Origin of the sequence: Streptococcus mitis ATCC 6249, from assembly GCF_000146585.1 — a bacterium.
GTDB classification, from domain to species: domain Bacteria; phylum Bacillota; class Bacilli; order Lactobacillales; family Streptococcaceae; genus Streptococcus; species Streptococcus mitis_AZ.
On the sequence record NZ_GL397179.1, the window covers coordinates 61465 to 85456 of the forward strand.

Annotated in this window: 26 protein-coding genes and 2 pseudogenes; 23 read left to right on the forward strand and 5 right to left on the reverse strand. The window is 41.2% G+C overall.

Annotated features, from left to right (window positions below; translation table 11 throughout):
* The first annotated feature begins 101 nt into the window (after positions 1-101).
* From HMPREF8571_RS02355 to HMPREF8571_RS02400, 10 genes are all read left to right on the forward strand, one after another.
* The gene (locus HMPREF8571_RS02355; RefSeq protein WP_000200248.1) at positions 102-665 is read left to right on the forward strand and encodes a sugar O-acetyltransferase; all 564 of its coding nucleotides are present in this window, start codon (positions 102-104) and stop codon (positions 663-665) included.
* Between the two features lie 276 nt (positions 666-941).
* Positions 942-2174, forward strand: coding sequence for a carbohydrate-binding domain-containing protein (locus HMPREF8571_RS02360; RefSeq protein ID WP_000837421.1), 1233 nt, complete (start codon positions 942-944; stop codon positions 2172-2174).
* 123 nt (positions 2175-2297) lie between these two features.
* Positions 2298-3062, forward strand: a complete 765-nt coding sequence (locus tag HMPREF8571_RS02365; RefSeq protein WP_000615028.1) for a nucleoside phosphorylase — start codon at positions 2298-2300, stop codon at positions 3060-3062.
* Positions 3063-3095: 33 nt separating this feature from the next.
* Positions 3096-4475, forward strand: a complete 1380-nt coding sequence (locus HMPREF8571_RS02370; protein WP_000897924.1) for a TrkH family potassium uptake protein — start codon at positions 3096-3098, stop codon at positions 4473-4475.
* A gap of 13 nt (positions 4476-4488) precedes the next feature.
* The gene (locus HMPREF8571_RS02375; RefSeq protein WP_025168420.1) at positions 4489-5154 is read left to right on the forward strand and encodes a potassium channel family protein; all 666 of its coding nucleotides are present in this window, start codon (positions 4489-4491) and stop codon (positions 5152-5154) included.
* A 157-nt stretch (positions 5155-5311) separates the two neighbouring features.
* Positions 5312-7399, forward strand: a complete 2088-nt coding sequence (locus HMPREF8571_RS02380; protein WP_000671350.1) for an SSURE domain-containing protein — start codon at positions 5312-5314, stop codon at positions 7397-7399.
* Between the two features lie 80 nt (positions 7400-7479).
* Entirely contained in the window at positions 7480-8178 is a 699-nt protein-coding gene (locus HMPREF8571_RS02385; protein WP_000751222.1) for a response regulator transcription factor, read from the forward strand.
* Positions 8175-9209: a sensor histidine kinase gene (locus tag HMPREF8571_RS02390; RefSeq protein WP_000769385.1), complete on the forward strand. Its 1035-nt coding sequence runs from the start codon at positions 8175-8177 to the stop codon at positions 9207-9209. The genes HMPREF8571_RS02385 and HMPREF8571_RS02390 overlap by 4 nt, the downstream gene beginning before the upstream one ends.
* A gap of 96 nt (positions 9210-9305) precedes the next feature.
* Positions 9306-9473, forward strand: a complete 168-nt coding sequence (locus HMPREF8571_RS11385) for a hypothetical protein (protein WP_001253216.1) — start codon at positions 9306-9308, stop codon at positions 9471-9473.
* Positions 9474-9476: 3 nt separating this feature from the next.
* Positions 9477-9968, forward strand: a complete 492-nt coding sequence (locus HMPREF8571_RS02400; protein WP_001248998.1) for a replication initiator protein A — start codon at positions 9477-9479, stop codon at positions 9966-9968.
* 161 nt (positions 9969-10129) lie between these two features.
* Here the strand turns inward: HMPREF8571_RS02400 and HMPREF8571_RS02405 are convergent, their stop codons facing one another.
* On the reverse strand, positions 10130-10648 hold the full coding sequence (locus tag HMPREF8571_RS02405; RefSeq protein ID WP_001148705.1) for a DUF4865 family protein: 519 nt from the start codon (positions 10646-10648) through the stop codon (positions 10130-10132).
* Positions 10649-10756: 108 nt separating this feature from the next.
* On the opposite strand from HMPREF8571_RS02405, the gene HMPREF8571_RS02410 reads away from it, so the two are divergent.
* From HMPREF8571_RS02410 to HMPREF8571_RS02430, 5 genes are all read left to right on the forward strand, one after another.
* Entirely contained in the window at positions 10757-11503 is a 747-nt protein-coding gene (locus HMPREF8571_RS02410; RefSeq protein WP_001010304.1) for a LysR family transcriptional regulator, read from the forward strand.
* Between the two features lie 99 nt (positions 11504-11602).
* On the forward strand, positions 11603-12010 hold the full coding sequence (locus HMPREF8571_RS02415; protein ID WP_000395827.1) for a hypothetical protein: 408 nt from the start codon (positions 11603-11605) through the stop codon (positions 12008-12010).
* A 248-nt stretch (positions 12011-12258) separates the two neighbouring features.
* Positions 12259-12870, forward strand: coding sequence for a 30S ribosomal protein S4 (gene rpsD / locus HMPREF8571_RS02420; RefSeq protein ID WP_000092756.1), 612 nt, complete (start codon positions 12259-12261; stop codon positions 12868-12870).
* A gap of 220 nt (positions 12871-13090) precedes the next feature.
* Positions 13091-13897 (forward strand): hypothetical protein, encoded by an 807-nt coding sequence (locus HMPREF8571_RS02425; protein ID WP_000835004.1) that lies wholly within the window; start codon positions 13091-13093, stop codon positions 13895-13897.
* 21 nt (positions 13898-13918) lie between these two features.
* Entirely contained in the window at positions 13919-15166 is a 1248-nt protein-coding gene (locus tag HMPREF8571_RS02430) for a toxic anion resistance protein (RefSeq protein ID WP_000134327.1), read from the forward strand.
* A 36-nt stretch (positions 15167-15202) separates the two neighbouring features.
* On the opposite strand, the gene HMPREF8571_RS02435 is transcribed toward HMPREF8571_RS02430, so the two are convergent.
* The 3 genes from HMPREF8571_RS02435 to rpmF all read right to left on the reverse strand — a co-directional run bounded on the left by HMPREF8571_RS02435 (position 15203) and on the right by rpmF (position 16146).
* The gene (locus HMPREF8571_RS02435) at positions 15203-15724 is read right to left on the reverse strand and encodes an HXXEE domain-containing protein (RefSeq protein ID WP_000896444.1); all 522 of its coding nucleotides are present in this window, start codon (positions 15722-15724) and stop codon (positions 15203-15205) included.
* Between the two features lie 74 nt (positions 15725-15798).
* On the reverse strand, positions 15799-15948 hold the full coding sequence (gene rpmG, locus HMPREF8571_RS02440; protein ID WP_001265622.1) for a 50S ribosomal protein L33: 150 nt from the start codon (positions 15946-15948) through the stop codon (positions 15799-15801).
* Between the two features lie 15 nt (positions 15949-15963).
* On the reverse strand, positions 15964-16146 hold the full coding sequence (gene rpmF, locus HMPREF8571_RS02445) for a 50S ribosomal protein L32 (RefSeq protein ID WP_000290417.1): 183 nt from the start codon (positions 16144-16146) through the stop codon (positions 15964-15966).
* Positions 16147-16366: 220 nt separating this feature from the next.
* On the opposite strand from rpmF, the gene ilvD reads away from it, so the two are divergent.
* Entirely contained in the window at positions 16367-18070 is a 1704-nt protein-coding gene (gene ilvD, locus HMPREF8571_RS02450; protein WP_000137381.1) for a dihydroxy-acid dehydratase, read from the forward strand.
* 166 nt (positions 18071-18236) lie between these two features.
* On the opposite strand, the gene HMPREF8571_RS02455 is transcribed toward ilvD, so the two are convergent.
* A complete protein-coding gene (locus HMPREF8571_RS02455) occupies positions 18237-18578 on the reverse strand; it encodes a metal-sulfur cluster assembly factor (protein ID WP_001204052.1) in 342 nt (113 codons plus the stop codon).
* A gap of 122 nt (positions 18579-18700) precedes the next feature.
* On the opposite strand from HMPREF8571_RS02455, the gene HMPREF8571_RS02460 reads away from it, so the two are divergent.
* The 7 genes and pseudogenes from HMPREF8571_RS02460 to HMPREF8571_RS02485 all read left to right on the forward strand — a co-directional run bounded on the left by HMPREF8571_RS02460 (position 18701) and on the right by HMPREF8571_RS02485 (position 23989).
* On the forward strand, positions 18701-19552 hold the full coding sequence (locus HMPREF8571_RS02460) for a helix-turn-helix domain-containing protein (protein ID WP_000434949.1): 852 nt from the start codon (positions 18701-18703) through the stop codon (positions 19550-19552).
* A gap of 189 nt (positions 19553-19741) precedes the next feature.
* Positions 19742-20989: a hypothetical protein gene (locus HMPREF8571_RS02465; protein WP_000770642.1), complete on the forward strand. Its 1248-nt coding sequence runs from the start codon at positions 19742-19744 to the stop codon at positions 20987-20989.
* 76 nt (positions 20990-21065) lie between these two features.
* Entirely contained in the window at positions 21066-22346 is a 1281-nt protein-coding gene (gene hisS, locus HMPREF8571_RS02470) for a histidine--tRNA ligase (protein WP_000775915.1), read from the forward strand.
* A gap of 143 nt (positions 22347-22489) precedes the next feature.
* Positions 22490-22696, forward strand: a complete 207-nt coding sequence (locus HMPREF8571_RS0101800) for a helix-turn-helix transcriptional regulator (protein WP_000916948.1) — start codon at positions 22490-22492, stop codon at positions 22694-22696.
* Positions 22693-22890, forward strand: coding sequence for a hypothetical protein (locus HMPREF8571_RS02475; RefSeq protein ID WP_001046140.1), 198 nt, complete (start codon positions 22693-22695; stop codon positions 22888-22890). Before HMPREF8571_RS0101800 ends, HMPREF8571_RS02475 begins: the two co-directional genes overlap by 4 nt.
* 2 nt (positions 22891-22892) lie before the next feature.
* A pseudogene (locus tag HMPREF8571_RS02480) lies at positions 22893-23242 on the forward strand (PspC domain-containing protein).
* Positions 23243-23255: 13 nt separating this feature from the next.
* Positions 23256-23989 (forward strand): annotated as a pseudogene (locus HMPREF8571_RS02485) (DUF3169 family protein).
* Positions 23990-23992 lie beyond the last annotated feature (3 nt).

The window sequence follows — 23992 nt, forward strand, 5'->3', positions numbered from 1 at the left end:
TTGGGATGGGGAATGGTTTCGAGAGCCTAGAAAGCAAGCTATTCTTGACCATTCAAAGTCTTTTTGATATGATGGCTTCAAACTAAGTGTGAGGTGCTAAGATGACCAGTGAATACCAGAAAATGATAGCGGGAGAACCCTATCATCCCTTTGATCCTGAGTTGCGGGCCTTGGCTCAGACAGCACGTCAGAAGCAGGCGGCTTTCAACCAGGAGTTAGATCCCCTGAAAGGGGCGGAGATTATCAAGACTTGGTTTGGTTCAACTGGAGAAAATCTCTATGTCAATCCACGCCTGGTGGTTGATTATGGAATCAATATCCATCTAGGGGAAAATTTTTATTCTAATTGGAACTTGACCATGCTAGATGTTTGTCCGATTCGCATCGGTAACAATGCCATGCTTGGCCCCAACTGTCAGTTTTTAACCCCACTCCATCCACTGGATCCGCATGAACGCAATTCAGGGGTCGAATACGGCAAGCCCATCACCATCGGGGACAATTTCTGGGCTGGAGGTGGTGTCATTGTCCTTCCTGGAGTGACACTGTGCAATAACGTAGTGGCAGGAGCTGGATCTGTGATTACCAAATCCTTCGGAGATAATGTTGTCCTAGCTGGCAATCCTGCGCGCGTGATTAAGGAAATCCCTGTGAAAGAACATTAAAAAGAACAGCTGGGGCTGTTCTTTTTGTAATCTTTATCATAGTCTTATAGATTTTTCTTCTTTTTGGCTTTCTTGGTCAAGGAGACATCGCACTGGGGAAGTTGCTTTTAAAAACTATTAAATGCATTTTAGTACTCTCAAATTGTTTCTAGTAGCCCTTTCAAAAGAATACTGAGTGAAACTAGATTTAAGGAAACTCTCAGAAAAGTTTTAGTTTTGTTTCAGGAATCTTCTGTAGACTGTCTAGCTATATCATACGAAGGAGAGGAAAAAGGTATGAAATCAAAGAAATGGACCCTACTCGCAACGAGTTTAACGGCAATGGTGCTGATGGCAGCATGTGCCCAGTCAACAACTACATCTAATACCAAGGCAACTACAAATAATGCAACAACTGCAACAAAGACAAACCAAACTTCCTATTTTACAGAGAAGGACTATGATACTTCTTATGATGAAAGCACAGCTTCTAAGATTGAGCTATCTGGCTCATCAGCAAACGTCTCTGGAGATGGGGTGACAGTCTCTGAATCAACAGTGACCATCACAAAATCTGGAACCTATGTGATTTCAGGTCAGTCTGACGGAGTGCAGATCAAGGTCGAGGCAGATGAGTCGGCAGAAGTTCACCTAGTCCTAAAAGGTGCGACCATGACCAATACCAATGCAGCGATATCTGCGACATCAGCTGGCCATGTCTGCTTGACTCTAGCAGAGGGAACCACCAACAGTCTCTCTGACTCAAGCTCGAACAGCGACGAAAAAGCAGACGCAGCTCTCTTTTCTAAGGTGGATTTGACCATCAACGGGAAAGGAACTCTCAATGTAGATGGCAAGAAAAACAACGGTATCAAGGCCAATGACACCCTCCACATCACGGGTGGAACCTATAACATCACAGCAGTTGGCGATGCCTTCAATGTCAATGATGAACTCAATATCACTGGTACGACCATGACTATCGATGCCAAAGAAGATGGAGTCAAGGTGGACAATGATGAAGATACTTCAGTCGGAACCATGTACCTATCTAACAACAAGATTACCGTTACAGCAGGGGATGATGGCATCCACGCTTCTGGAGACCTCGTCATCGATAGTGGGACTTACACCGTCAAGAATTCGACAGAAGGACTTGAAGGGAAATCCATCACTATCAACGGTGGGGACATTAGCATCTATTCGACAGATGATGGAGTCAACGCAGCTAATAAAAACGCCCAACAGAGTGAAATCTTCTTCACCATGAACGGTGGGAACCTGACAGTAGAAGTCGGCCAAGGGGACACAGATCCAATCGACTCAAACGGCAATATCACAGTCACAGGCGGAACCATTAAAATGACTGGTCAAACAGGTTTTGACTTTGATGGAATAGCGACCTACACAGGCGGAGATATCTATCTCAACGGTGAAAAACAAACGGATATTGTCAACTCTATGCCTGGAGGCGGTGGACCGAATGGAGCTCCTCAAGGTGACGGTCCAGCCCCTGGCGGACAAGGATAAGCAAAATTCTCCTTTCTCGAGAGAAGGGAGATTTTTGTGTTCTTACTAGAGGAAATGTAAAGACAACTCCTTGACACTCCGTCAGTTTTTGATACAATAGTACAAAATTAGAGGAGGTGAGCGATGATTCAGAAGCATGCGATTCCCATTTTAGAGTTTGATGACAATCCTCAAGCGGTCCTTATGCCAACACATGAGGGGTTAAACTTGAAGTTGCCAAAGAAGTGTATCTATGCATTTTTGGAGGAGGAGATTGACCACTATGCTCAGGAAGTAGGGGCGGACTGTGTTGGTGAGTTCGTTTCTGCCACCAAAACTTATCCAGTCTATGTCCTCAACTACAAGGGCGAGGAGATTTGTCTGGCCCAAGCGCCCGTTGGTTCTGCCCCAGCTGCCCAGTTTATGGATTGGTTGATTGGCTATGGTGTGGAGCAAATCATTTCCACTGGTACTTGTGGCGTCCTAGCCGATATAGAGGAAAATGCCTTTCTCGTCCCTGTTCGCGCTCTGCGAGATGAGGGGACCAGCTACCACTATGCAGCGCCTTCTCGTTATATGGAGATGCAGCTTGAGGCTATCTCTGCCATTGAGCAAGTCTTGGAACAAAGAGACATTCCTTACGAGGAGGTCATGACCTGGACGACAGATGGTTTTTATCGAGAGACAGCTGAAAAGGTTGCCTATCGCAAGGAAGAAGGCTGTGCTGTTGTGGAGATGGAGTGCTCTGCTCTTGTGGCAGTTGCCCAACTACGTGGGGTTGTCTGGGGAGAACTGCTCTTTACCGCAGATTCCTTGGCAGATCTGGACAACTACGACAGTCGTGACTGGGGCTCAGAAGCTTTTGACAAGGCACTCGAACTCTGTCTTGCCATTGTGCACCACATGTGAGTGTTCTTGCTGTTTTTATGGTAGAATGTAGCTATGTTATTCAAATCTTTTTTGGAAAAAATCAAGACGATACTGGGACGCTTGTCGCCAGCTCGTCGCATCTTTTTAAGTTTTGCTCTAGTAATCTTCTTGGGTTCTCTCCTTTTAAGCCTCCCCTTTGTGCAAGCAGAAACGTCACAAGCGACCTACTTTGACCATCTCTTTACGACTGTGTCCATGGTCTGTGTGACAGGGCTCTTCACCCAGCCGGTAGCCTCTACTTACAATATCTGGGGCCAGTTGATCTGCATGATCTTGATCCAGATAGGTGGTTTGGGGCTCATGACCTTTATCGGAATCTTTTATATCCAAGGCAAGCAAAAGCTCAGTCTTCGTGGCCGTGAGACTATTCAAGAAAGTTTTGCTTATGGAGAAACCCAGTCTCTAAAGGATTTCATCCGTTCAATCTTTCTGACGACTTTTCTAGTGGAAGGGCTCGGTGCCTTTCTCTTGAGTTTCCGCTTTATTCCTGAATTTGGCTGGGGGCGAGGGATTTTAACCTCTATCTTTTTGGCTGTTTCCGCTTTCTGTAATGCTGGATTTGATAATTTTGGGAGTACGAGTTTGGTAGCCTTTCAAACGGACCCCTTGATCAATCTAGTTATTGCGGGTTTGATTATCACGGGTGGTCTAGGATTTATGGTCTGGTTTGACCTAGCGACCCAGTTTGGGAAAAAGAAAAAACGCCGCCTGCGTTTCCATACCAAGTTAGTTCTCTTTTTAACGGTGGGAATTTTACTCTTTGGAACCGTATCGACTTTGTTCATCGAGTGGAACAATCCTGGAACGATTGGAAATCTCAGCGCTCCAGAGAAATTGCTGGTTAGTTTCTTTCAGACCGTCAGCATGAGAACGGCAGGTTTTGCTTCCATTGACTACACCCAGGCTCGACCGGTGACCTTGTTCATCTATATCCTACAGATGTTTCTAGGAGGGGCGCCTGGAGGGACAGCAGGGGGGCTCAAGATTACGACCTTCTTTGTCTTGTTGGTCTTTGCTCGTAGCGAACTATTGGGCTTGCCTCATGCCAATGTGGCTCGGAGGACTATTGAACCCCGAACCGTGCAAAAATCTTTCAGTGTCTTTATTATTTTCTTGCTAACATTCTTGCTGGGCTTGATCCTGCTAGGAATAACAGCAGAGGGCAATCCGCGTTTTATCTACCTCATGTTTGAGACCATTTCAGCCCTTGCGACAGTTGGAGTGACGGCAAATTTAACGCCGGAGTTAGGTGAGTTGGCCCTCAGTATCGTTATGTTGCTGATGTTTATCGGCCGTATTGGTCCCTTGACACTACTGGTCAGTGTAGCGGAATACCAGCCAGACAAGAAAGACACGATTCACTATATGAAAGCAGATATCACCATTGGATAAGAAAGGATAAATGATGTCAGATCGAACAATTGGAATTTTAGGCTTGGGAATTTTTGGGAGCAGTGTTTTGGAAGCTCTAGCCAAGCATGACATGAATATCATTGCTATTGATGACCACGAGGAACGTATCAATCAATTTGAACCAGTGTTGGCGCGAGGGGTAGTTGGAGATATCACGGATGAAGAACTCCTTCTATCAGCGGGGATTGACACCTGTGATACCGTAGTTGTCGCAACGGGGGAAAATCTAGAGTCCAGTGTTCTCGCGGTCATGCACTGCAAGAGTCTAGGAGTACCGACCGTTATTGCCAAGGTCAAAAGCCATACAGCTAAAAAAGTTCTAGAAAAAATCGGTGCGGACGCAGTTATCTCACCAGAGTTTGAAATGGGGCGCTCATTAGCGCAGACAATCCTCTTTCATAACAGCGTGGATGTCTTTCAGCTGGACAAGAATGTATCGATTGTCGAGATGAAAATCCCCCAATCGTGGACGGGTAAAAGTCTCAGTCAGTTAGATTTACGTGGGCGATACAACCTCAACGTACTTGGTTTTCGTGCCTACGAAAATGCTTCTCTAGATGTCCAATTCGGACCCAATGACCTCTTGCAGGCAGATGCCTACATCATGGCAGTCATTAATAACCAACATTTGGACACTCTAGCTGAACTGAGTGAGTAGGAGAGGAAGGGCTACTCTCTTTTCCAATAATCAACGAGTCAATATAAGTATTTTATAAGAGGGATTTAAGAAAAATTTTAACTTTTTCTTAATCCTTTTTAATTTTAGGAGATTATACTAGAGTCATCAAAAAAAAGAAAACTCTAAGGAGAATCCTATGAAATTCAATCCAAATCAGAGATATACTCGTTGGTCTATTCGCCGTCTCAGTGTCGGTGTTGCTTCAGTTGTTGTGGCCAGTGGCTTCTTTGTCCTAGTTGGTCAACCAAGTTCTGCGCGTGCTGATGTCGTCAATCCGACTCCTGCCCAAGTCGTGCCAGGCGCTGCTTCGGTGAGTGAAAAGAGCGACTTACCAGCAGAGGTTCTCAAAAAAGCAGTCGATGTAGCTCTTCCTTCAGAACAGTCTGTTCCAACGCCTAAAGTAAGTGTGGATATGACAAGCTCTTCAGAAAAAGCGGACGCAACTGCTAAAGAGCCGGCAGTAGCGCCAAAAGAAGAAGTACAAGCACAACCTGACTCTAAGAAACAAACAGAAGATGCAGTTAAACCTGTGGAAAGTTCTGCGTCTACAGTTTCTGGACAAGACCGTGAAGCCAGTGAAGCACAAACAGCGACCACTCCAGCTGAAGTCCAAAAAGGTGTGGCTGACAACACCAAAGATACAGTAGACGTCCCAGCTACATACTTGGACAAGGCTAACTTCCCTGGTCCCTTCACAGCTGGTGTCAACCAAGTCATTCCATACGAATTCTTCGCTGGTGATGGCATGTTGACTCGCCTTATCTTGAAAGCATCCGACAAGGCTCCATGGTCAGACAACGGAACAGCTAAAAATCCTGCTCTCCCACCAGTAGAGAAATTGGGCAAAGGCCTTTACTTCTACGAAGTGGATTTAGCAGGCACCCAAGGAAAATCAGATAAAGAGCTTCTTGACCTCTTGAAACAAAACGGCACTAAAAGTTATAAGGCTACCATTAAGGTGTACGGTGCAAAAGACGGCAAGCCTGACTTAACTAATCTGGTAGCAACTAAAGATTTGGATGTCAACTTGAATGGTTTGACCACCCCAGCTGAAGTCCAAAAAGGTGTGGCTGACAACACCAAAGACACAGTAGATGTCCCAGCTAGCTACCTTGACAAAGCCAACTTCCCAGGCCCATTTACAGCGGGTGTCAACCAAGTTATTCCATACGAATTCTTCGCTGGAGATGGCATGTTGACTCGTCTTATCTTGAAAGCATCCGATAAGGCTCCATGGTCAGACAACGGAACAGCTAAGAATCCCGCTCTCCCACCAGTAGAGAAATTGGGCAAAGGCCTTTACTTCTATGAAGTGGATTTAGCAAGCACCCAAGGAAAATCAGATAAAGAGCTTCTTGACCTTTTGAAACAAAATGGTACGCAAAGTTATAAGGCAACCATCAAAGTGTACGGTGCAAAAGATGGCAAACCTGACTTAACTAATCTGGTAGCGACTAAAGATTTGACTGTTAATTTGAATGGTTTGACCACACCAAGTCAGGTTAAAGAGTCTGTTGTTAACAATGTCAAAGACATGATTGATGTTCCAGCTAGCTACCTTGATAAGGCTAAGGTTCCTGGACCTTTCTTGGCCGGTGTCAACCAAGTTATTCCATACGAAGCTTTTGGTGGAGATGGTATGTTGACTCGCCTCTTGTTAAAAACCTCAGACAAAGCTCCATGGTCAGATAATGGTTCAGCTAAAAATCCTGCTCTATTGCCACTTGAAGGCTTGGCTAAAGGCCAATATTTCTACGAAGTGGATTTGAATGGCAACACGACAGGCAAAGAAGGACAAGCCCTTCTAGACCAACTTCGTGCCAATGGCACTCACACTTACCAAGCTACTGTCAAAGTGTATGGTTCTAAAGATGGCAAACCAGATTTGACCAATCTTATCGCAACTCGTCAAGTAACGATTCGACTTCGTGGAAAAGAAATGGCGACAATACCATCTCAACAAGGTCAGATGAATACGAAGCCTTCTGAAACAGGCTCTACAGGTATGACTGAGGGTATGATGGGTACAAATCACCATATGTCAGATATGAAAGTAGATCAACCAGCTTCTAGCCCAATGGCTAATATGATGAAAAAAGATGATAAAGCGATGCTACCAAATACTGGGGAAGCTAAAACGGCTACAGCTGGCCTTGGTATCTTTGGTCTAGCCTTGGCAGGTCTTGTTGGACTTTTGGGTTTGACAACCAAACGAGAAGATTAAGATTCAAATCACTTAAACATTAGGGAAAATAGTGTTATACTAAAGCAAGTATAACACTGTTTTTATCGAAGGAGTGTCAGATGAAAAAGACAATTTTGCTGGTTGATGATGAGATAGATATTCTAGATATTCAAAATCGCTATCTTATACAGGCAGGTTACGATGTTTTGGTCGCCCATGATGGTAAGGAGGGATTAGAACTTTTCAGAAAAAAATCTATCGACCTCATTATCACAGATATCATGATGCCCAATATGGACGGTTATGATTTTATCAGTGAAGTTCAGTATATCGCTCCGGATCAACCCTTCCTCTTTACAACTGCTAAGACAAGCGAACAGGATAAGATTTATGGATTAAGTTTGGGGGCAGATGATTTTATAGTCAAACCCTTTAGCCCACGCGAATTGGTTTTAAGAGTGAATAATATCTTGCGTCGCCTTAGCCGTGGAGGAGAGACAGAACAGATCGAGTTTGGTGACTTAGTGATCAACCATGTGACTCATGAGGTTCGCATTGGGGATCAACCTTTGGAATTGACAGTAAAATCCTTTGAACTTCTATGGGTATTAGCCAGCAATCCTGAGAGAGTCTTTTCAAAGACGGAACTTTACGAGAAGGTATGGCAAGAGGACTATGTGGATGATACCAATACACTCAATGTTCATATCCATGCTTTGAGGCAAGAGTTGACCAAGTATACAAATTCAAATGCTCCTTCTATCAAAACTGTCTGGGGTTTGGGATATAAGATGGAAAGACCAAGAGGTAGAAAATGAAATTAAAAAACTATATACTAGTGGGGTATCTAGTGTCGACTCTACTAACAATTTTGGTCGTTTTCTGGGCAGTCCAACGAATGTTGATTGAGAAAAGTGAAGTTTACTTTCTAGTTGGAATGACCTTGATTGCTAGTTTCATTGGCGCTGCAGTGAGCATCTTTCTTCTGTCACCTGTTTTTTCTTCTCTGAAACATTTGAAAAAACAAGCTCAGGATATAGCTGGTAAGGATTTCAGCACAGAAATTGAAACCAAAGGTCCATTAGAATTTCAAGAGTTGGGCCAGGCTTTTAATGACATGTCCCACAAGTTGCAAGCTACCTTTCAATCACTTGATGAGAGCGAGCAAGAAAAGAGAATGATGATTGCGCAGCTCTCTCACGATATTAAAACTCCCATTACCTCCATTCAGGTTACTGTGGAGGGAATTCTAGATGGAGTGATTAAGGAAGAGGAACGGCTCCACTACTTAACCACGATTGGTCGGCAAACTGAGCGTCTAAATAAGCTAGTAGAGGAATTGGATGTTTTAACTCTCAATACACAACCTCAAGATACTGCTACTGAAGAAGTCGAAGAGGTCTTTTTAGATCAGTTGCTGATTGAGTCAATGAGTGAATTTCAACTCCAGATTGAACAAGAGGAGCGAGATGTTTACATTCAAGTGTCACCTGAGTCGGCGAAAATCAAGAGCCATTCTGACAAACTTTCTCGCATTCTGGTCAATTTGTTAAACAATGCCTTTAAATATTCAGAACCAGGAACCAGAATCGAGGTTCTTGCCCAATTAACAGAACAAGAGCTGACAATCAGTGTGAAAGACGAGGGTCAGGGGATTCATCCTGAGGATTTGGAAAAGATCTTTAAACGACTTTATCGTGTAGAAACTTCGCGCAATATGAGGACAGGTGGACATGGATTAGGACTTGCGATTGCACGAGAATTAGCCCATCAGCTTGGTGGCGAAATCACAGCAGAAAGTCAATATGGCTTAGGAAGCAAGTTTACATTCAGCCTTAGTTTGAAATAAAGGCGTAGTAAGTGTCTAGTGTTTTGAGGTAAATAGAAAATATTGAGTTAACGGAAAATTCTGTTAGCTCTTTTTTGTGTTTTGGGAGGTAAAATTATGAGACGAAAAAGTAAGGAGAGAATTTCAAGAGAGATGATAATCCAGTTTTTGATGAAGGAAACAGGTTCAACACGAAAAGAAATAATAGCAAGTATAGAAGAACTTGAGACCTTTGGATTGATAGGATTTAACGTGAACGGTGACTTTAGACTGAAAGAGGTGTAATTGATGAGACAAATTCAGTTTATTAGTGCCAGCCATTATCAGACATCTGATCGCTTTTATACCTTACCAAAGGTTTTGTTTGAAAATCCTATTTATGAAGATATGAGGTCAGATGCAAAAGTCGCTTATGCTATGCTTAAAGATAGACTAGATCTTTCTTTCAAGAATAATTGGATTGATGAAGATGGAAGTATCTTTTTGGTATATTCTAACTCTAATTTGATGAAGATCCTTAACTGTTCAAAATCTACCCTATTAAGAATTAAGAAGCAACTCACAGAGTATGGATTAATTCATGAGGTTCAACAATCTACAAGTAAATCAGGAAATCTAGCTAATCGAATTTACCTTGGTCTCTTACAAGATGACACAGTTGCTAGAATGGTTGATAAATCAGGTGATTTAAAATCTGACACTAGGGGGGTGTCAAATTTATACGGGGCTGGTGTTCATACTAAGGAGCAACTGAAAGCTATTATCACGGAATTGAGTTAATATCATAGCCAAAAAATCGTTACATGTCGTAACGATTTTTTCATTTAGCCGATGACAGTAAAGGTCATACAATTTTGGGAAGAGCAAGTATACTATCATAGTGTGCAAAAAAATGAAAAATTGTTTACTCAGGCATTTCCCTATTACTTATCATATGCTACTTATTGTGAAATATGCAAAATTTCAAATGTTGGTAGTTGTGTATTGGGTTTATTGATATAAAAAGTAAAAATACATTTTTTCCATTTATCAGGATTGAAAATAACAACTTTGCCACTTTCGTTGGTTTGTATTTGCTCGTAAATGGCAAAGGATTTTAAACTTTCAGATGCTTCTATATCAATGACTTCTAATGTAGCATATTTACTTGAGTTAAAATGATCAGATATTTCGACTGATGAAGTTATTCCGATTTCAATACTTTGCCAGCCAAACGAATTTAAAATATGATCAAAGTAACCATCAAATATAAATTTTGTCATTCCGTTGGTATTTTTCCAAATATATAGCGGACAGTAACTGTTAAATAATTGGCCTTCAGATTTTTCAGAGATTAAATAAACTTTGAAAAACAAATCGTCGAATCCATCCATTAAATGACCTGTATTTCGGACACGTTGTCTAATGATATCCATATCATAATCTGATGGCAATTTTATAGTATATTGCATTGCTTGCATAGCAGTACCCCTTTTCTAATGAACTATTGACAGTATAAATGATTTTTATCATGTTGAATAATACTTAAAAATGATATAATTATCACAAAAAGTGATAAGGTGTTTTAAATGAATTTTAATGATATGAGCATTTTTGTGACGATCTATGAGACAAGCTCAATAAACAAAAGTTCAAAGATCTTACAATATGCACAATCTAATCTCAGCGCTAGATTGAAAGTGCTTGAAACTGAATTAGATACGAAATTATTTTACAGAAAATATAATGGTTTAGTCCCGACAGAAAGTGGAGACTTATTTTATCAATTTTGTAAGGAAACTTCTAACAATTTAGAGAAATTAAAAAAGAAATGTGAAACCTCGAAAATATCCATCTTAATTTCAGAATTGTTATTTAATCACGATATTAATAATTCACAAACAATTGATTTGAATAAAAGTGAGATCAATATCCAAAAAACTTCGGATATACCAATCATTGCTCATCAGGAAGACTTTGATAAAATTTTTTGCTTTCAAAAAATTGAACATTTAAAGCATTATGATGAGATTATCGGGCATATCGAGTCAGTTTATGCTTGTTCGAGCAATATAAAGGCTACTGAGGAAATGCCTATATTCGTTAATAAAGATAAAAATTGCCCTTTTAGAGAACAAAGCTTAATGAAGTTTACTCATTTAAAATCAGTTGTAGAAATTGATTCTTTTAAGAATATTATCAGCTTAGTTGAAAACGGGAAAGGAATTGCACTATTGCCTAAATGGCTAAATAAGAGAGCGAATATCAAGCCATACGACCAAGACATCGTTCTTATCCCATTTTATCAGTATGAAAAGCAGAACCAAAGCAGGTAGCCCATTTAGAAGAAATGCTAATGCTATGATGAAAAATCATTTGACAAACATTATAAGTTGTTTTATAATAAGTACACTTATATTAAAAGGAGTGTCAAAATGGAATTTAGTTTTAGTTTAAACATAAGAGCATCAAAAGAAGATGTATGGGCCTACTATGAAAATATTGAAAAGTGGTATGATTGGGAAGAAGATTTAAAAAATATTACATTAAAAGGTGGATTTGAGACGGGTTCATACGGAACTATGGAACTCGAAGGAATGCCCCCTATGGAATATCAGCTCACGCTTGTAAAACCTCTTGAAGAATTTTGGGATAAAACGGCAACTCCAGTTGGTGATATTCTTTTTGGTCATCAAATTATTGAGAATAATGATGGCACTGTAAATGTAAAACATACTGTATCTTTGGATAGTGAAGACAAGCAACATCTAGAATTTTTAAGTCAAGTCTTTTCAGATGTTCCTCACTCTATTTTTATTCTAAAAAACCACTTAGAAAGATAGAGGGAGTGCTGTTTGTTGACACTGTAATATTAAAATAATTTAGTTCAACTGATAAATCCCTTTACAAATCTAGCTTTTCATGGTACAATAGCCTTTGTGTGAAATAGCAGCAGGAAAGCATGAAGCTCGTCAACAGGTGTCTTATGACAAGTAACCTTGGCTGTTTAGGCGAAGGGCATCTGCACGAATCAGGGCTTTCTAAGTGACTATTTCCACCGAAATATTATTTATATCAGGAGGACATACACATGTCACGTTATACAGGACCATCTTGGAAACAAGCTCGTCGCCTTGGCCTTTCACTTACAGGTACAGGTAAAGAATTGGCACGTCGTAACTACGTACCAGGACAACACGGACCAAACAACCGTTCTAAATTGTCAGAATACGGTTTGCAATTGGCTGAAAAACAAAAACTTCGTTTCACTTACGGTGTAGGTGAAAAACAATTCCGTAACTTGTTCGTACAAGCTACAAAAATCAAAGGCGGAATCCTAGGTTTCAACTTCATGCTTCTTTTGGAGCGTCGTTTGGATAACGTTGTTTACCGTCTTGGTCTTGCGACTACTCGTCGTCAAGCTCGTCAATTCGTAAACCACGGTCACATCCTTGTTGACGGAAAACGCGTTGATATCCCATCATACCGCGTAACTCCAGGTCAAGTGATCTCAGTTCGTGAAAAATCATTGAAAGTTCCAGCAATTCTTGAAGCAGTAGAAGCTACTCTTGGACGTCCAGCATTCGTATCATTCGACGCTGAAAAATTGGAAGGTTCATTGACTCGCTTGCCAGAACGCGACGAAATCAACCCAGAAATCAACGAAGCACTTGTCGTTGAATTCTACAACAAAATGCTTTAATTTTAAGAAATATCTTACAGAAAGCCTACAAGAGTGGGCTTTTTGCTTTGTCTTAAAAGGTTGATTTCTGGGTTTGGACAATGTCGGAAGGAGTGCTTTTATTCACTGAGAATCTTTCTAGCTCTGGTATAAAGAAATCAGTGGTTTTAGGCGACTTTTCTGCCCTCATTTTTTGCTTTTGTGCTAAAATAGATTTATAAACTTAAGATAAGGAATGTTTATGAAATCGGGTAATGTATTATTGAAAGGATGCCTTTATTTCTGGGGTGGCTTGTTTTTGCTGGGTCTCTTGGTTCAGGTAGCTCTGCCTTTGGCAATTTGTGGCTTGATAGGTTTCGGGGCTTATCTAGTCTATAAGCGTTGGCGTTATCCTCTCTTGAAGGATCGTTCTTTGGAAGATCAGATTGAGCTTTTAAAAGCGCGGATTCGTCAGGCCGATAAAGATATCCAGCAGTTAGAAGAGACCTTGTCTGAAAAAGGATTAGCAGCCTATAAAAGCCTAGCTAATCAGGTCTTGATTGAACTTCAAGAAATTCATCAGGAAGCCAATCGTTTAAAATCTTATATTGACGAAGCTGTTTATAGTCGCATTGATAAAAAGGTTCGTTCAGTAAGGGCGACCATAGACGTCCAGCTAGAGCGACTAGAAAGAGAGAGTCTGGTAGACATCGAAAATAAGGAGCCCGAAGAATTGGCGCCTGAATTGTCCCAGACCTTGGCAAATATTGCTGCGGACCATCAAGCGATTCTCGACAAAATCGAGTCATCGGATGTTGGAGCCAAAGAAGAGCTGACGGCCATCCATAGTTTAAAAATGGAGAAATTCCAAACGATTTTAGAGGGCTATTTAAAGATTAAGGCAAATCCCAAAAATTATAATCGGGCGGAAGAACGCTTGGAGCAAGCTAAAGCAGCTATCGAACAATTTGACCTTGAGCTAGACCAAGTTTTGAGAGAGCTCAATGAAACAGATATGCGCGATTTTGATATTAGCCTGCGTATCTTAGGAAAAGATCGCAAAGAATAGGGTAGACACAAAGGAGTAACCATGACAGAATTTAATTTTGATATTGATCAGATTGCTAATAATACAGTGGCCAAAGTGGACAAGACAACCGAAATCATCGAGACTAATACAGGCTCAGCCCAGACGATCACTTTTCTTGAAAAGCTAAGTCCTGAGCAACAAGAGCAGATTAAGGGGCGCGTGCCTCAGTTGGTAGATCAGTTTGTCACAGACCAAAATGCTCTCTTGGACTTTGGTCAATCAGCGGTGGAAGGTGTCAATGGTACCGTTAACCGTATCTTGACCGAGCAGAAGAAACTGCAAATTCCGCAGGTGGATGACTTGCTGAAAAATACCAACCGTGAACTCCAAGGTTTTGTAGCCAAATACAAAAATGCTGAAATTGCAGAATTGGAAGAAAAGCCAAACTTTTTGCAAAAATTGTTTAAAAAAAGTCAGAACAGTCTGCAAGAATTTTATTTTGACTCAAAAACAGTTGAGCAAAAGCTAGATGGTATGGCTGCTGCTGTGGTCAAGCAAGAAGATGTGCTGGCGCGAAATATTGTTTCTGCTGAAATGCTGATTGAGGACAATACCAAATCCATTGAGAATCTAGTGGGAGTCATTTCCTTTATCGAGGCTAGTCAGGCAGAAGCTGGGAATCGCGCTGCAGAATTGAAGGCTCAAGTTGATCAACTAGATACAAGTACGGTAGAATATCAAACCAAGGCCCAAGAATTAGCTCGTATGGCAGAAGTGGTCAATACCCTTGAACAACAACATACAGAGTATGTTGGCCGCCTTTACGTAGCTTGGACGACGACTCCACAAATGCGTAATCTCGTCAAAGTTTCATCGGACATGCGCCAAAAATTGGGCATGCTTCGTCGCAATACCATTCCAACCATGAAGCTTTCGATTGCTCAACTTGGTATTTTGCAACAATCGATGAAATCAGGTGTCGTGGCAGATGCCATTGTCAATGCCAACAATGCTGCTCTTCAGATGCTAGCTGAAACCAGCAAGGAAGTGATTCCGCAGATGGAACGAATTGCTCAAAGTCCAACAGTAGCTGTTGAATCCGTTACCAAACTTGCTGAAAGTCTAGTCGCTCAAAACCAAGGTATCGTTGCTGCCATTGAGTTGGGACGCCAGAAACGTGCTCAACTAGAAACAACCATCGTCAAGTCTGCAGAAATGATCAACGATTCTGTTAAACTCCGCGATGAAAAAATCGTCCAAGCCCTTCTAGACCAAGGAAAGGCTGCGCAGAAAGAAGTACAAGAATAAAAATAAATCCTCTGCAATGTAGATTTGCAGGGGATTTTATTCGTTTTTGTGAACAAGCCAGCTGGAATACTTTTTCCCAAGCCAAAGAGCAAAGAGGAGATTGGTGATGACGATTCCTGAACCGACCAGTGAAAATAGGAAAAATTCGCTAGTCGAAACTTGCCACAAATGCACGATGTCTGTAATCAAATAAGCACTGACAGGAAAACAAATGGTAGAAGTAATCAGAGCAGGGATATACTTGCGAAGAAGGATTGATTGTCCGATATGGAGCAAGAGATGAAGTGCAAAGGCCACAAATCCCCCTAACCAAATTAATTCGAAAACTCTAGATTGAGTAAAATACGCTAAGAAAGTGATGGATAAGACAAGGATGAATTCCTCAAAAACAGCGAGGGCAAATCCCTCTGTTGTAACTCCTTTGTGGATTTTGAGAATAGTTGGCGCCTTTTGGGCCAGCAAGGTTTCGTTGAAATGAATCCAAGGGACAAGACCGATAATTTCTTCCATATCGTGAAAGATAAAAAGTAGAGGAAACATCCAAAGATAAAATGCCATAAATCTCTCCTGAAAAGCTATAGACTGCCAGCCAATAAAGCAAAAAACGCCCAGTAAGGCGTTTTGAGTTATGCTTATTTAACCTCTGTAAACACAACGTGTTTGCGAAGTTTTGGTGAGTATTTCTTCAATTGAAGACGGTCTGGAGTGTTACGTTTGTTTTTAGAAGTAAGGTACAAGCGTTCACCAGATTCTTTGTGTTCAAGTGTAATATTTACGCGCATGGTATCTCCCTTCTATTATTCAGCTGATGCAGCTTTAGCGATCTTACGTCCTTTGTAGTATCCTTTAAGTGATACGCGGTGAGAACGTGAGTAATCTCCAGTAGTTTCGTCAAAGTTTACAGATGGAGCTGTTACTTTGTAGTGTGTACGACGTTTGTTTTTCTTCGCTTTTGACGTGCGACGTGCAGGTACTGCCATTTTGATTTCTCCTTTAGGTATTTAAATTCGATTCAATCTAGTGATTTTCATCAACCATATTAGAATAACACATTTTTTTTGTAAAGTAAAGTTACTTGACAAAAAAAGATGAAAAAATTAGGAGTTAGTAATCGAAATTTTCTGAAAATTCAAGAATTTTATTCTGTTCTTCATGCGGAAATTATGCTATAATGGTAAAAACTGAAATGGGAGGGAACAAATGACAGAATTAGATACACGTCACCGCAGTAGCGTTTATGACAGCATGGTTAAATCACCAAACCGTGCCATGCTTCGTGCGACTGGTATGACAGATAAGGACTTTGAAACACCGATTGTGGGAGTGATTTCGACTTGGGCGGAAAATACACCATGTAACATTCACTTGCATGATTTTGGGAAATTGGCTAAAGAAGGTGTCAAATCTGCAGGTGCTTGGCCTGTACAGTTTGGAACCATTACCGTAGCGGACGGGATTGCCATGGGAACGCCTGGTATGCGTTTCTCTTTGACATCTCGTGATATCATTGCGGACTCTATCGAGGCGGCGATGGGTGGTCACAACGTCGATGCCTTCGTTGCTATCGGTGGCTGTGACAAGAACATGCCTGGTTCTATGATTGCCATTGCCAATATGGATATCCCGGCTATTTTCGCTTATGGGGGAACCATTGCGCCTGGAAATCTTGATGGCAAAGACATCGACTTGGTTTCGGTATTTGAAGGAATCGGTAAGTGGAACCACGGTGACATGACAGCTGAGGACGTGAAGCGTCTCGAATGTAATGCCTGCCCTGGACCTGGTGGCTGTGGTGGTATGTATACGGCTAATACCATGGCGACTGCTATCGAAGTTCTCGGTATGAGTTTGCCAGGATCTTCCTCTCACCCGGCTGAATCAGCTGACAAGAAAGAAGACATCCAAGCAGCAGGACGTGCTGTTGTTAAGATGTTGGAGCTCGGTCTCAAACCTTCAGATATCTTGACTCGTGAAGCCTTTGAAGATGCTATTACTGTGACAATGGCACTCGGTGGTTCTACAAACGCCACTCTTCACTTGCTTGCCATTGCCCATGCTGCTAATGTTGACTTGTCACTTGAGGACTTCAATACAATCCAAGAGCGTGTGCCTCACTTGGCTGACTTGAAACCATCTGGTCAGTATGTCTTCCAAGATCTCTACGAAGTCGGTGGGGTTCCAGCGGTTATGAAATATCTCTTGGCGAATGGCTTCCTTCACGGAGACCGTATCACATGTACTGGTAAGACAGTCGCTGAAAACTTAGCCGACTTTGCAGACCTCACACCAGGTCAAAAAGTCATCATGCCACTGGAAAATCCAAAACGTGCAGACGGACCATTGATTATCTTGAACGGGAACCTTGCCCCTGATGGCGCGGTTGCTAAAGTATCAGGTGTTAAAGTTCGTCGTCACGTTGGACCAGCTAAAGTATTTGACTCAGAAGAAGATGCTATTCAGGCCGTTCTGACAGATGAAATCGTTGATGGCGATGTTGTCGTTGTTCGTTTCGTTGGACCTAAGGGTGGTCCTGGTATGCCTGAGATGCTGTCCCTTTCATCCATGATCGTTGGTAAAGGTCAAGGAGACAAGGTTGCCCTCTTGACGGATGGCCGTTTCTCTGGTGGTACATATGGTCTGGTTGTCGGACATATCGCTCCTGAAGCTCAGGATGGTGGACCGATTGCCTACCTCCGTACAGGCGATATCGTTACGGTCGACCAAGATACCAAAGAAATTTCCATGGCCGTATCCGAAGAAGAACTTGAAAAACGCAAGGCAGAAACAACCTTGCCACCACTTTACAGCCGTGGTGTCCTTGGTAAATATGCCCACATCGTATCATCCGCTTCTCGCGGAGCCGTGACAGACTTCTGGAATATGGATAAGTCAGGTAAAAAATAAACTCATACTCTTCAAAAATCAAATTCAAACCACGTCAACGTCGCCTTGCCGTACTCAAGTACAGCCTGCGGCTAGTTTCCTAGTTTGCTCTTTGATTTTCATTGAGTATCAAAAAGCAAGCCATCTTCGGCTTGCTTCTTTTTATCTTCAAAAGTGATTTGCCTGCTTAACGAGGTGGCAGTCCAAGGGCAATACGTCCGTAGCGACTGATTCGTGTAATCTTCCAGGCAGGCGACCAGGTAACTTCAACCTTGACATCTTCGATACCCTCGATTTGTTTCAGACCTGCGACGATTTCGATAGGTAAGCTTTCAGCGCAATCACAGGCAGTGTCGGTGAAGGTCATGACAATCTTACAGAGACCCGTTTCATCCAGATTGATTTCATAAATCAATCCTAGATTGTAAACATCCAATTCCACATCTGTATCAAAAACCTTCTCTAGTTTTTCGATAATTTGGTCTTGTAAGGCCAAAGCGCGGTCATTGATTTTGATATCGTCTCTCATTACGTCCCTCCACGTGATAAATATCCTCTATTTTCTCATAATTCTGACAATTTGGCAAGTTTTTGATGAATTTTCTGAAAAATATGATAAAATGAAGAAAATACGGAATCAAGGGGAAGTCTATGGAGCAGATTGGAAAAGTCTTTAGACAATTACGAGAGTCAAGAAATATCTCGCTGAGACAAGCAACTGGGGGACAATTTTCGCCGTCTATGTTGTCCCGATTTGAAACAGGTCAGAGTGAACTTTCGGTGGAAAAGTTTCTGTTTGCCCTAGAAAATATATCTGCCAGTGTAGAGGAAATCCTCTTTCTGGCGAGAGGTTTTCACTATGATACAGATTCTGAGTTGAGAAAAGAAATCACAGATATCTTGGATCCAAAGAACATAGCACCTCTCGAGGACTTGTATCGCAAGGAGTATCAAAAGTATGCCCATTCTCAAAACAAACAGAAACATATTCTAAATGCCATTATGATCAAGTCTTATATGAAGAGCATGGATGAAACGGTAGAGTTGACAACAGAGGAAGGGGAAGTCCTTCATGATTACCTGTTTTCTACCGAGATTTGGGGAAACTATGAACTCAATTTGTTCTCAGTTAGTTCCCCACTCTTATCTGTTCCTCTTTTTACTAGATATGTACGAGAAATGGTCCGAAAATCTGATTTTCTAATGAAAATGTCTGGTAATCGAAACATTTTTCACACTATGCTATTGAATGGTTTTTTAGCCAGTATTGAGTGTGAAGAATTTACCAATGCCTATTATTTTAAACGTGTTATCGAAGAGCATTTCTACAAGGAAAACGAGACCTATTTCCGAATTGTCTATTTGTGGGCGGAAGGTCTCCTTGATAGCAAGCAAGGTAGAGTTAAGGAAGGACAAAAAAAGATGGAGGATGCTGTCCATATTTTTGAGATGCTTGGCTGTAACAAATCTGCCGAATACTATAGAAACACGCCTGATTGTTGAATATCCGTAAACCAAGAAGATGATTTAAAATTTGAAGCGATAGAACTCCTGATCTCTCTCAGGCCATTAAAGAAGTTCTATCGTTTTTTTATTTGTTGCATATATTCAAAAGTTCTCCCTCTTAAATTTCTAAGTGCTATACTATAGTCATACTTCATATAGGGATTAGAACAAGAAGGGAGATTATCTATGAAACTATTGTTCAGAAATCAAGCTTATCGACTGTTGACTTTGTCACGATTCTTCAATGCTTTTGGTGCTTCGATTTTTAACCTGGTATTTATCGTCTATGCATCGACCTTGCCACAAGCATCTTTTGCGGTTGCTGTAGCAAATATTGTGATGATTCTTCCGACTCTCTTTACAGTTTTTGTAGGGATTCGGGCAGATTACACGAGGGACAAGGTCAAATGGATGGTCTATAGCGGTTTGTTTCAGGCGGTTTTATTTTTTCTAGCAGCTTTAGTTGTCCAGCAAGCTAGTTTATTTGCCTTTTCTAGCCTGTGTTTGATCAATGTGATTAGTGATATCATCAGTGATTTTGCTGGTGGTTTGCGCATGCCTCTCATTAAGGAAAAGGTAGCTGAAAATGATTTGATGGAGGCTTATTCTTTTTCCCAGTTTATCACCTATATTTCAGCTATTGGTGGTCAAGCTTTCGGAGTCTGGCTTTTAGGGCTATCGGTTAACAATTTTTCCCTCGTTGCGGGAATCAATGCCTGCTTTTTCCTAGTATCAGCCTTTATTCTCTTTTTAGGAAAAAGCAAATTGAGTCTGTCAATGTCATCTGCTGATGGTGAAAACCTAAAAAATGAGAAGCTTTCTATCAAAGACCAGTTCCTAACAATTTACCGAAATTTACGTCTCGTTTTTCTTAAAGGTGGACAGAAAAACTTTGGATTCATGATCTTTGCTGTCTTGCTTATCAATGCCTTGGGTGGTTCCTTAGGAGGTATCTACAATATCTTCTTTTTGAGCCATTCTCTCTTGAATTTTTCTTACACAGAGACACTATTTATCAATCAAGTCTGTGTTTTGTTAGCAATCATCATTAGTAGCCTTACGGGCAATGATTATTTTGGGAAGCAGTCCTTGCCTAGATTGATGATGTGGGCTACCGTAGGGCTCAGTCTAATTGGTCTGGCTAACGTATTCAATCAAGTCGTGCTTGGTTTGCTATTTCTATTTTTAACTCTGTATGTGTCTGGTAAAGTTCAACCAAAGATTAGTGCCATGCTCATGAAAAATCTAGCTCCAGAGGTTTTAGCTCGTACCAGTAATTTTTTAGGTTTATTATTTACCTTATCCATACCTGTGGGAACAGCTTGTTTTTCACTTGTAGCCGTATGGAATATGCAGTTGACTTGGATATTATTTGTTGGTCTTTCTTTGCTGGCTATCCTTTTGACAACTCTTAATCTCAAAAATGATATTTGAATCCTAATTTTTTCTCACTGTTTTAATCCCTCTATTTATGGTAAAATAAGACTATTAAGTTTAAAGAGGATTCCCTATGAAATTACAAAAACCAAAAGGAACGCAGGATGTTTTACCTGCCGAGTCTGCTAAATGGCAGTATGTTGAGGGCTTTGCCCGTGAAATTTTCAAGCGCTATAACTATGCGGAAGTGCGTACGCCTATTTTTGAGCATTACGAGGTTATCAGTCGCTCTGTCGGAGATACAACCGATATTGTAACCAAGGAAATGTACGATTTCTATGACAAGGGTGATCGCCATATCACCCTTCGTCCAGAAGGAACTGCGCCCGTTGTCCGTTCCTATGTGGAAAATAAACTCTTTGCTCCAGAAGTGCAAAAGCCAAGTAAGTTCTATTACATGGGACCTATGTTCCGTTATGAGCGTCCGCAAGCAGGTCGTTTGCGCCAGTTCCACCAGATCGGTGTTGAGTGTTTTGGCTCTAGCAATCCAGCTACCGATGTGGAAACCATCGCGATGGCAGCCCACTTCCTGAAAGAAATCGGCATCCAAGGTGTCAAATTGCACCTCAACACTCTTGGAAATCCTGAGAGCCGTGCGGCCTACCGTCAAGCCTTGATTGACTATTTGACACCGCTCAAGGAGACCTTGTCTAAGGATAGCCAACGTCGTTTGGAGGAAAATCCTCTCCGTGTCTTGGACTCTAAAGAAAAAGAAGACAAGGTAGCAGTAGAGAATGCACCTTCTATCTTGGACTTCCTTGATGAAGAAAGCCAAGCTCATTTTGATGCCGTCCGTCAGATGTTGGAAAATCTGGGTGTAGACTATATCATCGATACCAATATGGTGCGTGGTTTGGACTACTACAACCACACGATTTTCGAGTTTATCACTGAGATTGAGGGCAATAACTTGACGGTCTGTGCGGGTGGTCGCTACGATGGTTTGGTTGCTTACTTTGGTGGCCCTGAGACTGCTGGCTTTGGTTTTGGACTTGGTGTAGAGCGCCTGCTTCTCATTCTTGAAAAGCAAGGTGTGGCCCTCCCTATCGAAAATGCCCTAGATGTTTATATCGCAGTCTTAGGCGAAGGAGCAAATGTCAAAGCCCTACAACTAGTACAAGCCCTTCGCCAACAAGGTTTCAAAGCAGAGCGTGATTACCTCAACCGTAAACTCAAAGCTCAGTTCAAGTCAGCCGATGTCTTTGCGGCTAAAACACTCATCACCCTAGGAGAGAGTGAAGTCGAAAGCGGACAAGTGACGGTTAAGAACAACCAAACTCGAGAAGAAGTTCAAGTGTCACTTGATGCTATCAGCCAAAACTTCTCAGAAATCTTTGAAAAATTAGGCTTTTAATAGTAGAAAAACTGGTCAGGACCTTACTCCTGACCTTTTTCTTTTGCAAAATGACAAAAATCATAAACTTTTTGACAAACATACTTGTCAAAAAGAAAAAGATGTGTTACAATGAAATCAAATTAAGAGAAAAGGAGAAAGGAATGCTTAAAAATCGTTTAAAAGAGCTTCGGGCTCGCGATGGTCTCAATCAAACGGAACTGGCCAAGCTGGCAGGGGTCTCTCGACAAACCATCAGTCTGCTAGAGAGGGATGAATATACCCCGTCGGTTGTGATCGCCCTGAAGATTTCGCAGATATTTAATGAACCAGTCGAGTCGGTATTTCGTATAGAGGAGGATGAGGAATGAACAAGTATAAAGTGATTTATTATGTAGTTGCCATAGTTCTATTAGTCAGTGTGTTTCTATTGATTAGGATAGAATTAGGCTGGTTTAGTTCCTATCAAAGTGACCAATTTATTTGGGTTTACTTTGCTCTCATCCCAGTAGTTGACTGGATTGAAAAGAAATCAAAAAATTTAGCAAGTGAAAAAGGAGAATGAATATGAAAGAGTTTTTAGCGGGTTTTCAAGTCGATACTGAACACAAAGAACTTGCCGGTGTTTGTGCAGGTTTAGCAAATTATTTTAACATTCAAGCCAATATCGTTCGTTTGGTGACAGTCTTGTTATTTCTCTCTTCGACAGAGATTGGGATTATAACAGTAACTCTCTATGCCTATCTAGCAGGTTGGCTTGGGAATGAACCCTTGGGAGATGGAGCAAAAAAGCAAGAAATCAAGCTATTCTCTTACTTGCTGTTTGTTTGATTTTGGTTTCACTTGGAACAGAAGGCTTGACCTCTATTTTTGAATCAGGAAAAGCATTTGGTCAGTGGTTGGTTGGATTAGTTTAGAAAGAGGATGAATATGAAAAAGAAACGTGGATTGTTGTTTTTAATGGCTGTTATCTTGGGAGGCTTCTTGGGCATGTTTGCAGGGATGTTTAAGGCCTATACCGAAAACTATGGAAGCATTTTAGATGTCAAAACCGTGATTCCATGGCTATCAGCTATTTGTTTACTATTAGGTTTCATTAGTATGTTTTTGACTTTCGATTTCTTAAAGAAAAGCAGAAAATTTCACTCCTTGTATCAAGAGGAAATGGATGATGATCTGAATGAAACCTATTATGTACAAATGTGTCGTAATCTAGAGTTTGGAACTATTGCTTTTAATAGTGCAAGCGTAGCGATTTTTTTGGCTCTATTCATTTCAGGAAGTGAAGTAATTGTACTAAATGTAAGCCACCTGACCTTATCTCTTTCTTTTTTGGCATTAGTGTTGGTTTTCAATGCTCAAAAATATCTCTATAATACCATTGCGATCGTTCGTCAGTTTGATTTGGAATTCTTCTCTACACCAAAGGATGTCTTGGACTACGTAAACTCCTATGATGAAGGGGAGCGTCAGGCTAATTTGGAACAAAGTTTTCGAATTTTATTCCAATTAAATCAGTATGTCTTACCAGGTCTCTATTTTTGATTGCTATCTTTTCTTTATTGACAGGAGAGATTCAGTTACTAGCTTTTTTGCTTGTAGGAGCGATCCATATTTATATCAATGTGATGCAATTATCTATGGTAAAACGTTATTTCAAATAAAGG

Coding starts and splice junctions, on each gene's coding strand:
- HMPREF8571_RS02355 (WP_000200248.1), top strand. CDS start 102: ATGACCAGTGAATACCAGAAAATGATAGCGGGAGAACCCTATCATCCC.
- HMPREF8571_RS02360 (WP_000837421.1), top strand. CDS start 942: ATGAAATCAAAGAAATGGACCCTACTCGCAACGAGTTTAACGGCAATG.
- HMPREF8571_RS02365 (WP_000615028.1), top strand. CDS start 2,298: ATGATTCAGAAGCATGCGATTCCCATTTTAGAGTTTGATGACAATCCT.
- HMPREF8571_RS02370 (WP_000897924.1), top strand. CDS start 3,096: ATGTTATTCAAATCTTTTTTGGAAAAAATCAAGACGATACTGGGACGC.
- HMPREF8571_RS02375 (WP_025168420.1), top strand. CDS start 4,489: ATGTCAGATCGAACAATTGGAATTTTAGGCTTGGGAATTTTTGGGAGC.
- HMPREF8571_RS02380 (WP_000671350.1), top strand. CDS start 5,312: ATGAAATTCAATCCAAATCAGAGATATACTCGTTGGTCTATTCGCCGT.
- HMPREF8571_RS02385 (WP_000751222.1), top strand. CDS start 7,480: ATGAAAAAGACAATTTTGCTGGTTGATGATGAGATAGATATTCTAGAT.
- HMPREF8571_RS02390 (WP_000769385.1), top strand. CDS start 8,175: ATGAAATTAAAAAACTATATACTAGTGGGGTATCTAGTGTCGACTCTA.
- HMPREF8571_RS11385 (WP_001253216.1), top strand. CDS start 9,306: ATGAGACGAAAAAGTAAGGAGAGAATTTCAAGAGAGATGATAATCCAG.
- HMPREF8571_RS02400 (WP_001248998.1), top strand. CDS start 9,477: ATGAGACAAATTCAGTTTATTAGTGCCAGCCATTATCAGACATCTGAT.
- HMPREF8571_RS02405 (WP_001148705.1), bottom strand. CDS start 10,648: ATGCAAGCAATGCAATATACTATAAAATTGCCATCAGATTATGATATG.
- HMPREF8571_RS02410 (WP_001010304.1), top strand. CDS start 10,757: ATGAATTTTAATGATATGAGCATTTTTGTGACGATCTATGAGACAAGC.
- HMPREF8571_RS02415 (WP_000395827.1), top strand. CDS start 11,603: ATGGAATTTAGTTTTAGTTTAAACATAAGAGCATCAAAAGAAGATGTA.
- rpsD (WP_000092756.1), top strand. CDS start 12,259: ATGTCACGTTATACAGGACCATCTTGGAAACAAGCTCGTCGCCTTGGC.
- HMPREF8571_RS02425 (WP_000835004.1), top strand. CDS start 13,091: ATGAAATCGGGTAATGTATTATTGAAAGGATGCCTTTATTTCTGGGGT.
- HMPREF8571_RS02430 (WP_000134327.1), top strand. CDS start 13,919: ATGACAGAATTTAATTTTGATATTGATCAGATTGCTAATAATACAGTG.
- HMPREF8571_RS02435 (WP_000896444.1), bottom strand. CDS start 15,724: ATGGCATTTTATCTTTGGATGTTTCCTCTACTTTTTATCTTTCACGAT.
- rpmG (WP_001265622.1), bottom strand. CDS start 15,948: ATGCGCGTAAATATTACACTTGAACACAAAGAATCTGGTGAACGCTTG.
- rpmF (WP_000290417.1), bottom strand. CDS start 16,146: ATGGCAGTACCTGCACGTCGCACGTCAAAAGCGAAGAAAAACAAACGT.
- ilvD (WP_000137381.1), top strand. CDS start 16,367: ATGACAGAATTAGATACACGTCACCGCAGTAGCGTTTATGACAGCATG.
- HMPREF8571_RS02455 (WP_001204052.1), bottom strand. CDS start 18,578: ATGAGAGACGATATCAAAATCAATGACCGCGCTTTGGCCTTACAAGAC.
- HMPREF8571_RS02460 (WP_000434949.1), top strand. CDS start 18,701: ATGGAGCAGATTGGAAAAGTCTTTAGACAATTACGAGAGTCAAGAAAT.
- HMPREF8571_RS02465 (WP_000770642.1), top strand. CDS start 19,742: ATGAAACTATTGTTCAGAAATCAAGCTTATCGACTGTTGACTTTGTCA.
- hisS (WP_000775915.1), top strand. CDS start 21,066: ATGAAATTACAAAAACCAAAAGGAACGCAGGATGTTTTACCTGCCGAG.
- HMPREF8571_RS0101800 (WP_000916948.1), top strand. CDS start 22,490: ATGCTTAAAAATCGTTTAAAAGAGCTTCGGGCTCGCGATGGTCTCAAT.
- HMPREF8571_RS02475 (WP_001046140.1), top strand. CDS start 22,693: ATGAACAAGTATAAAGTGATTTATTATGTAGTTGCCATAGTTCTATTA.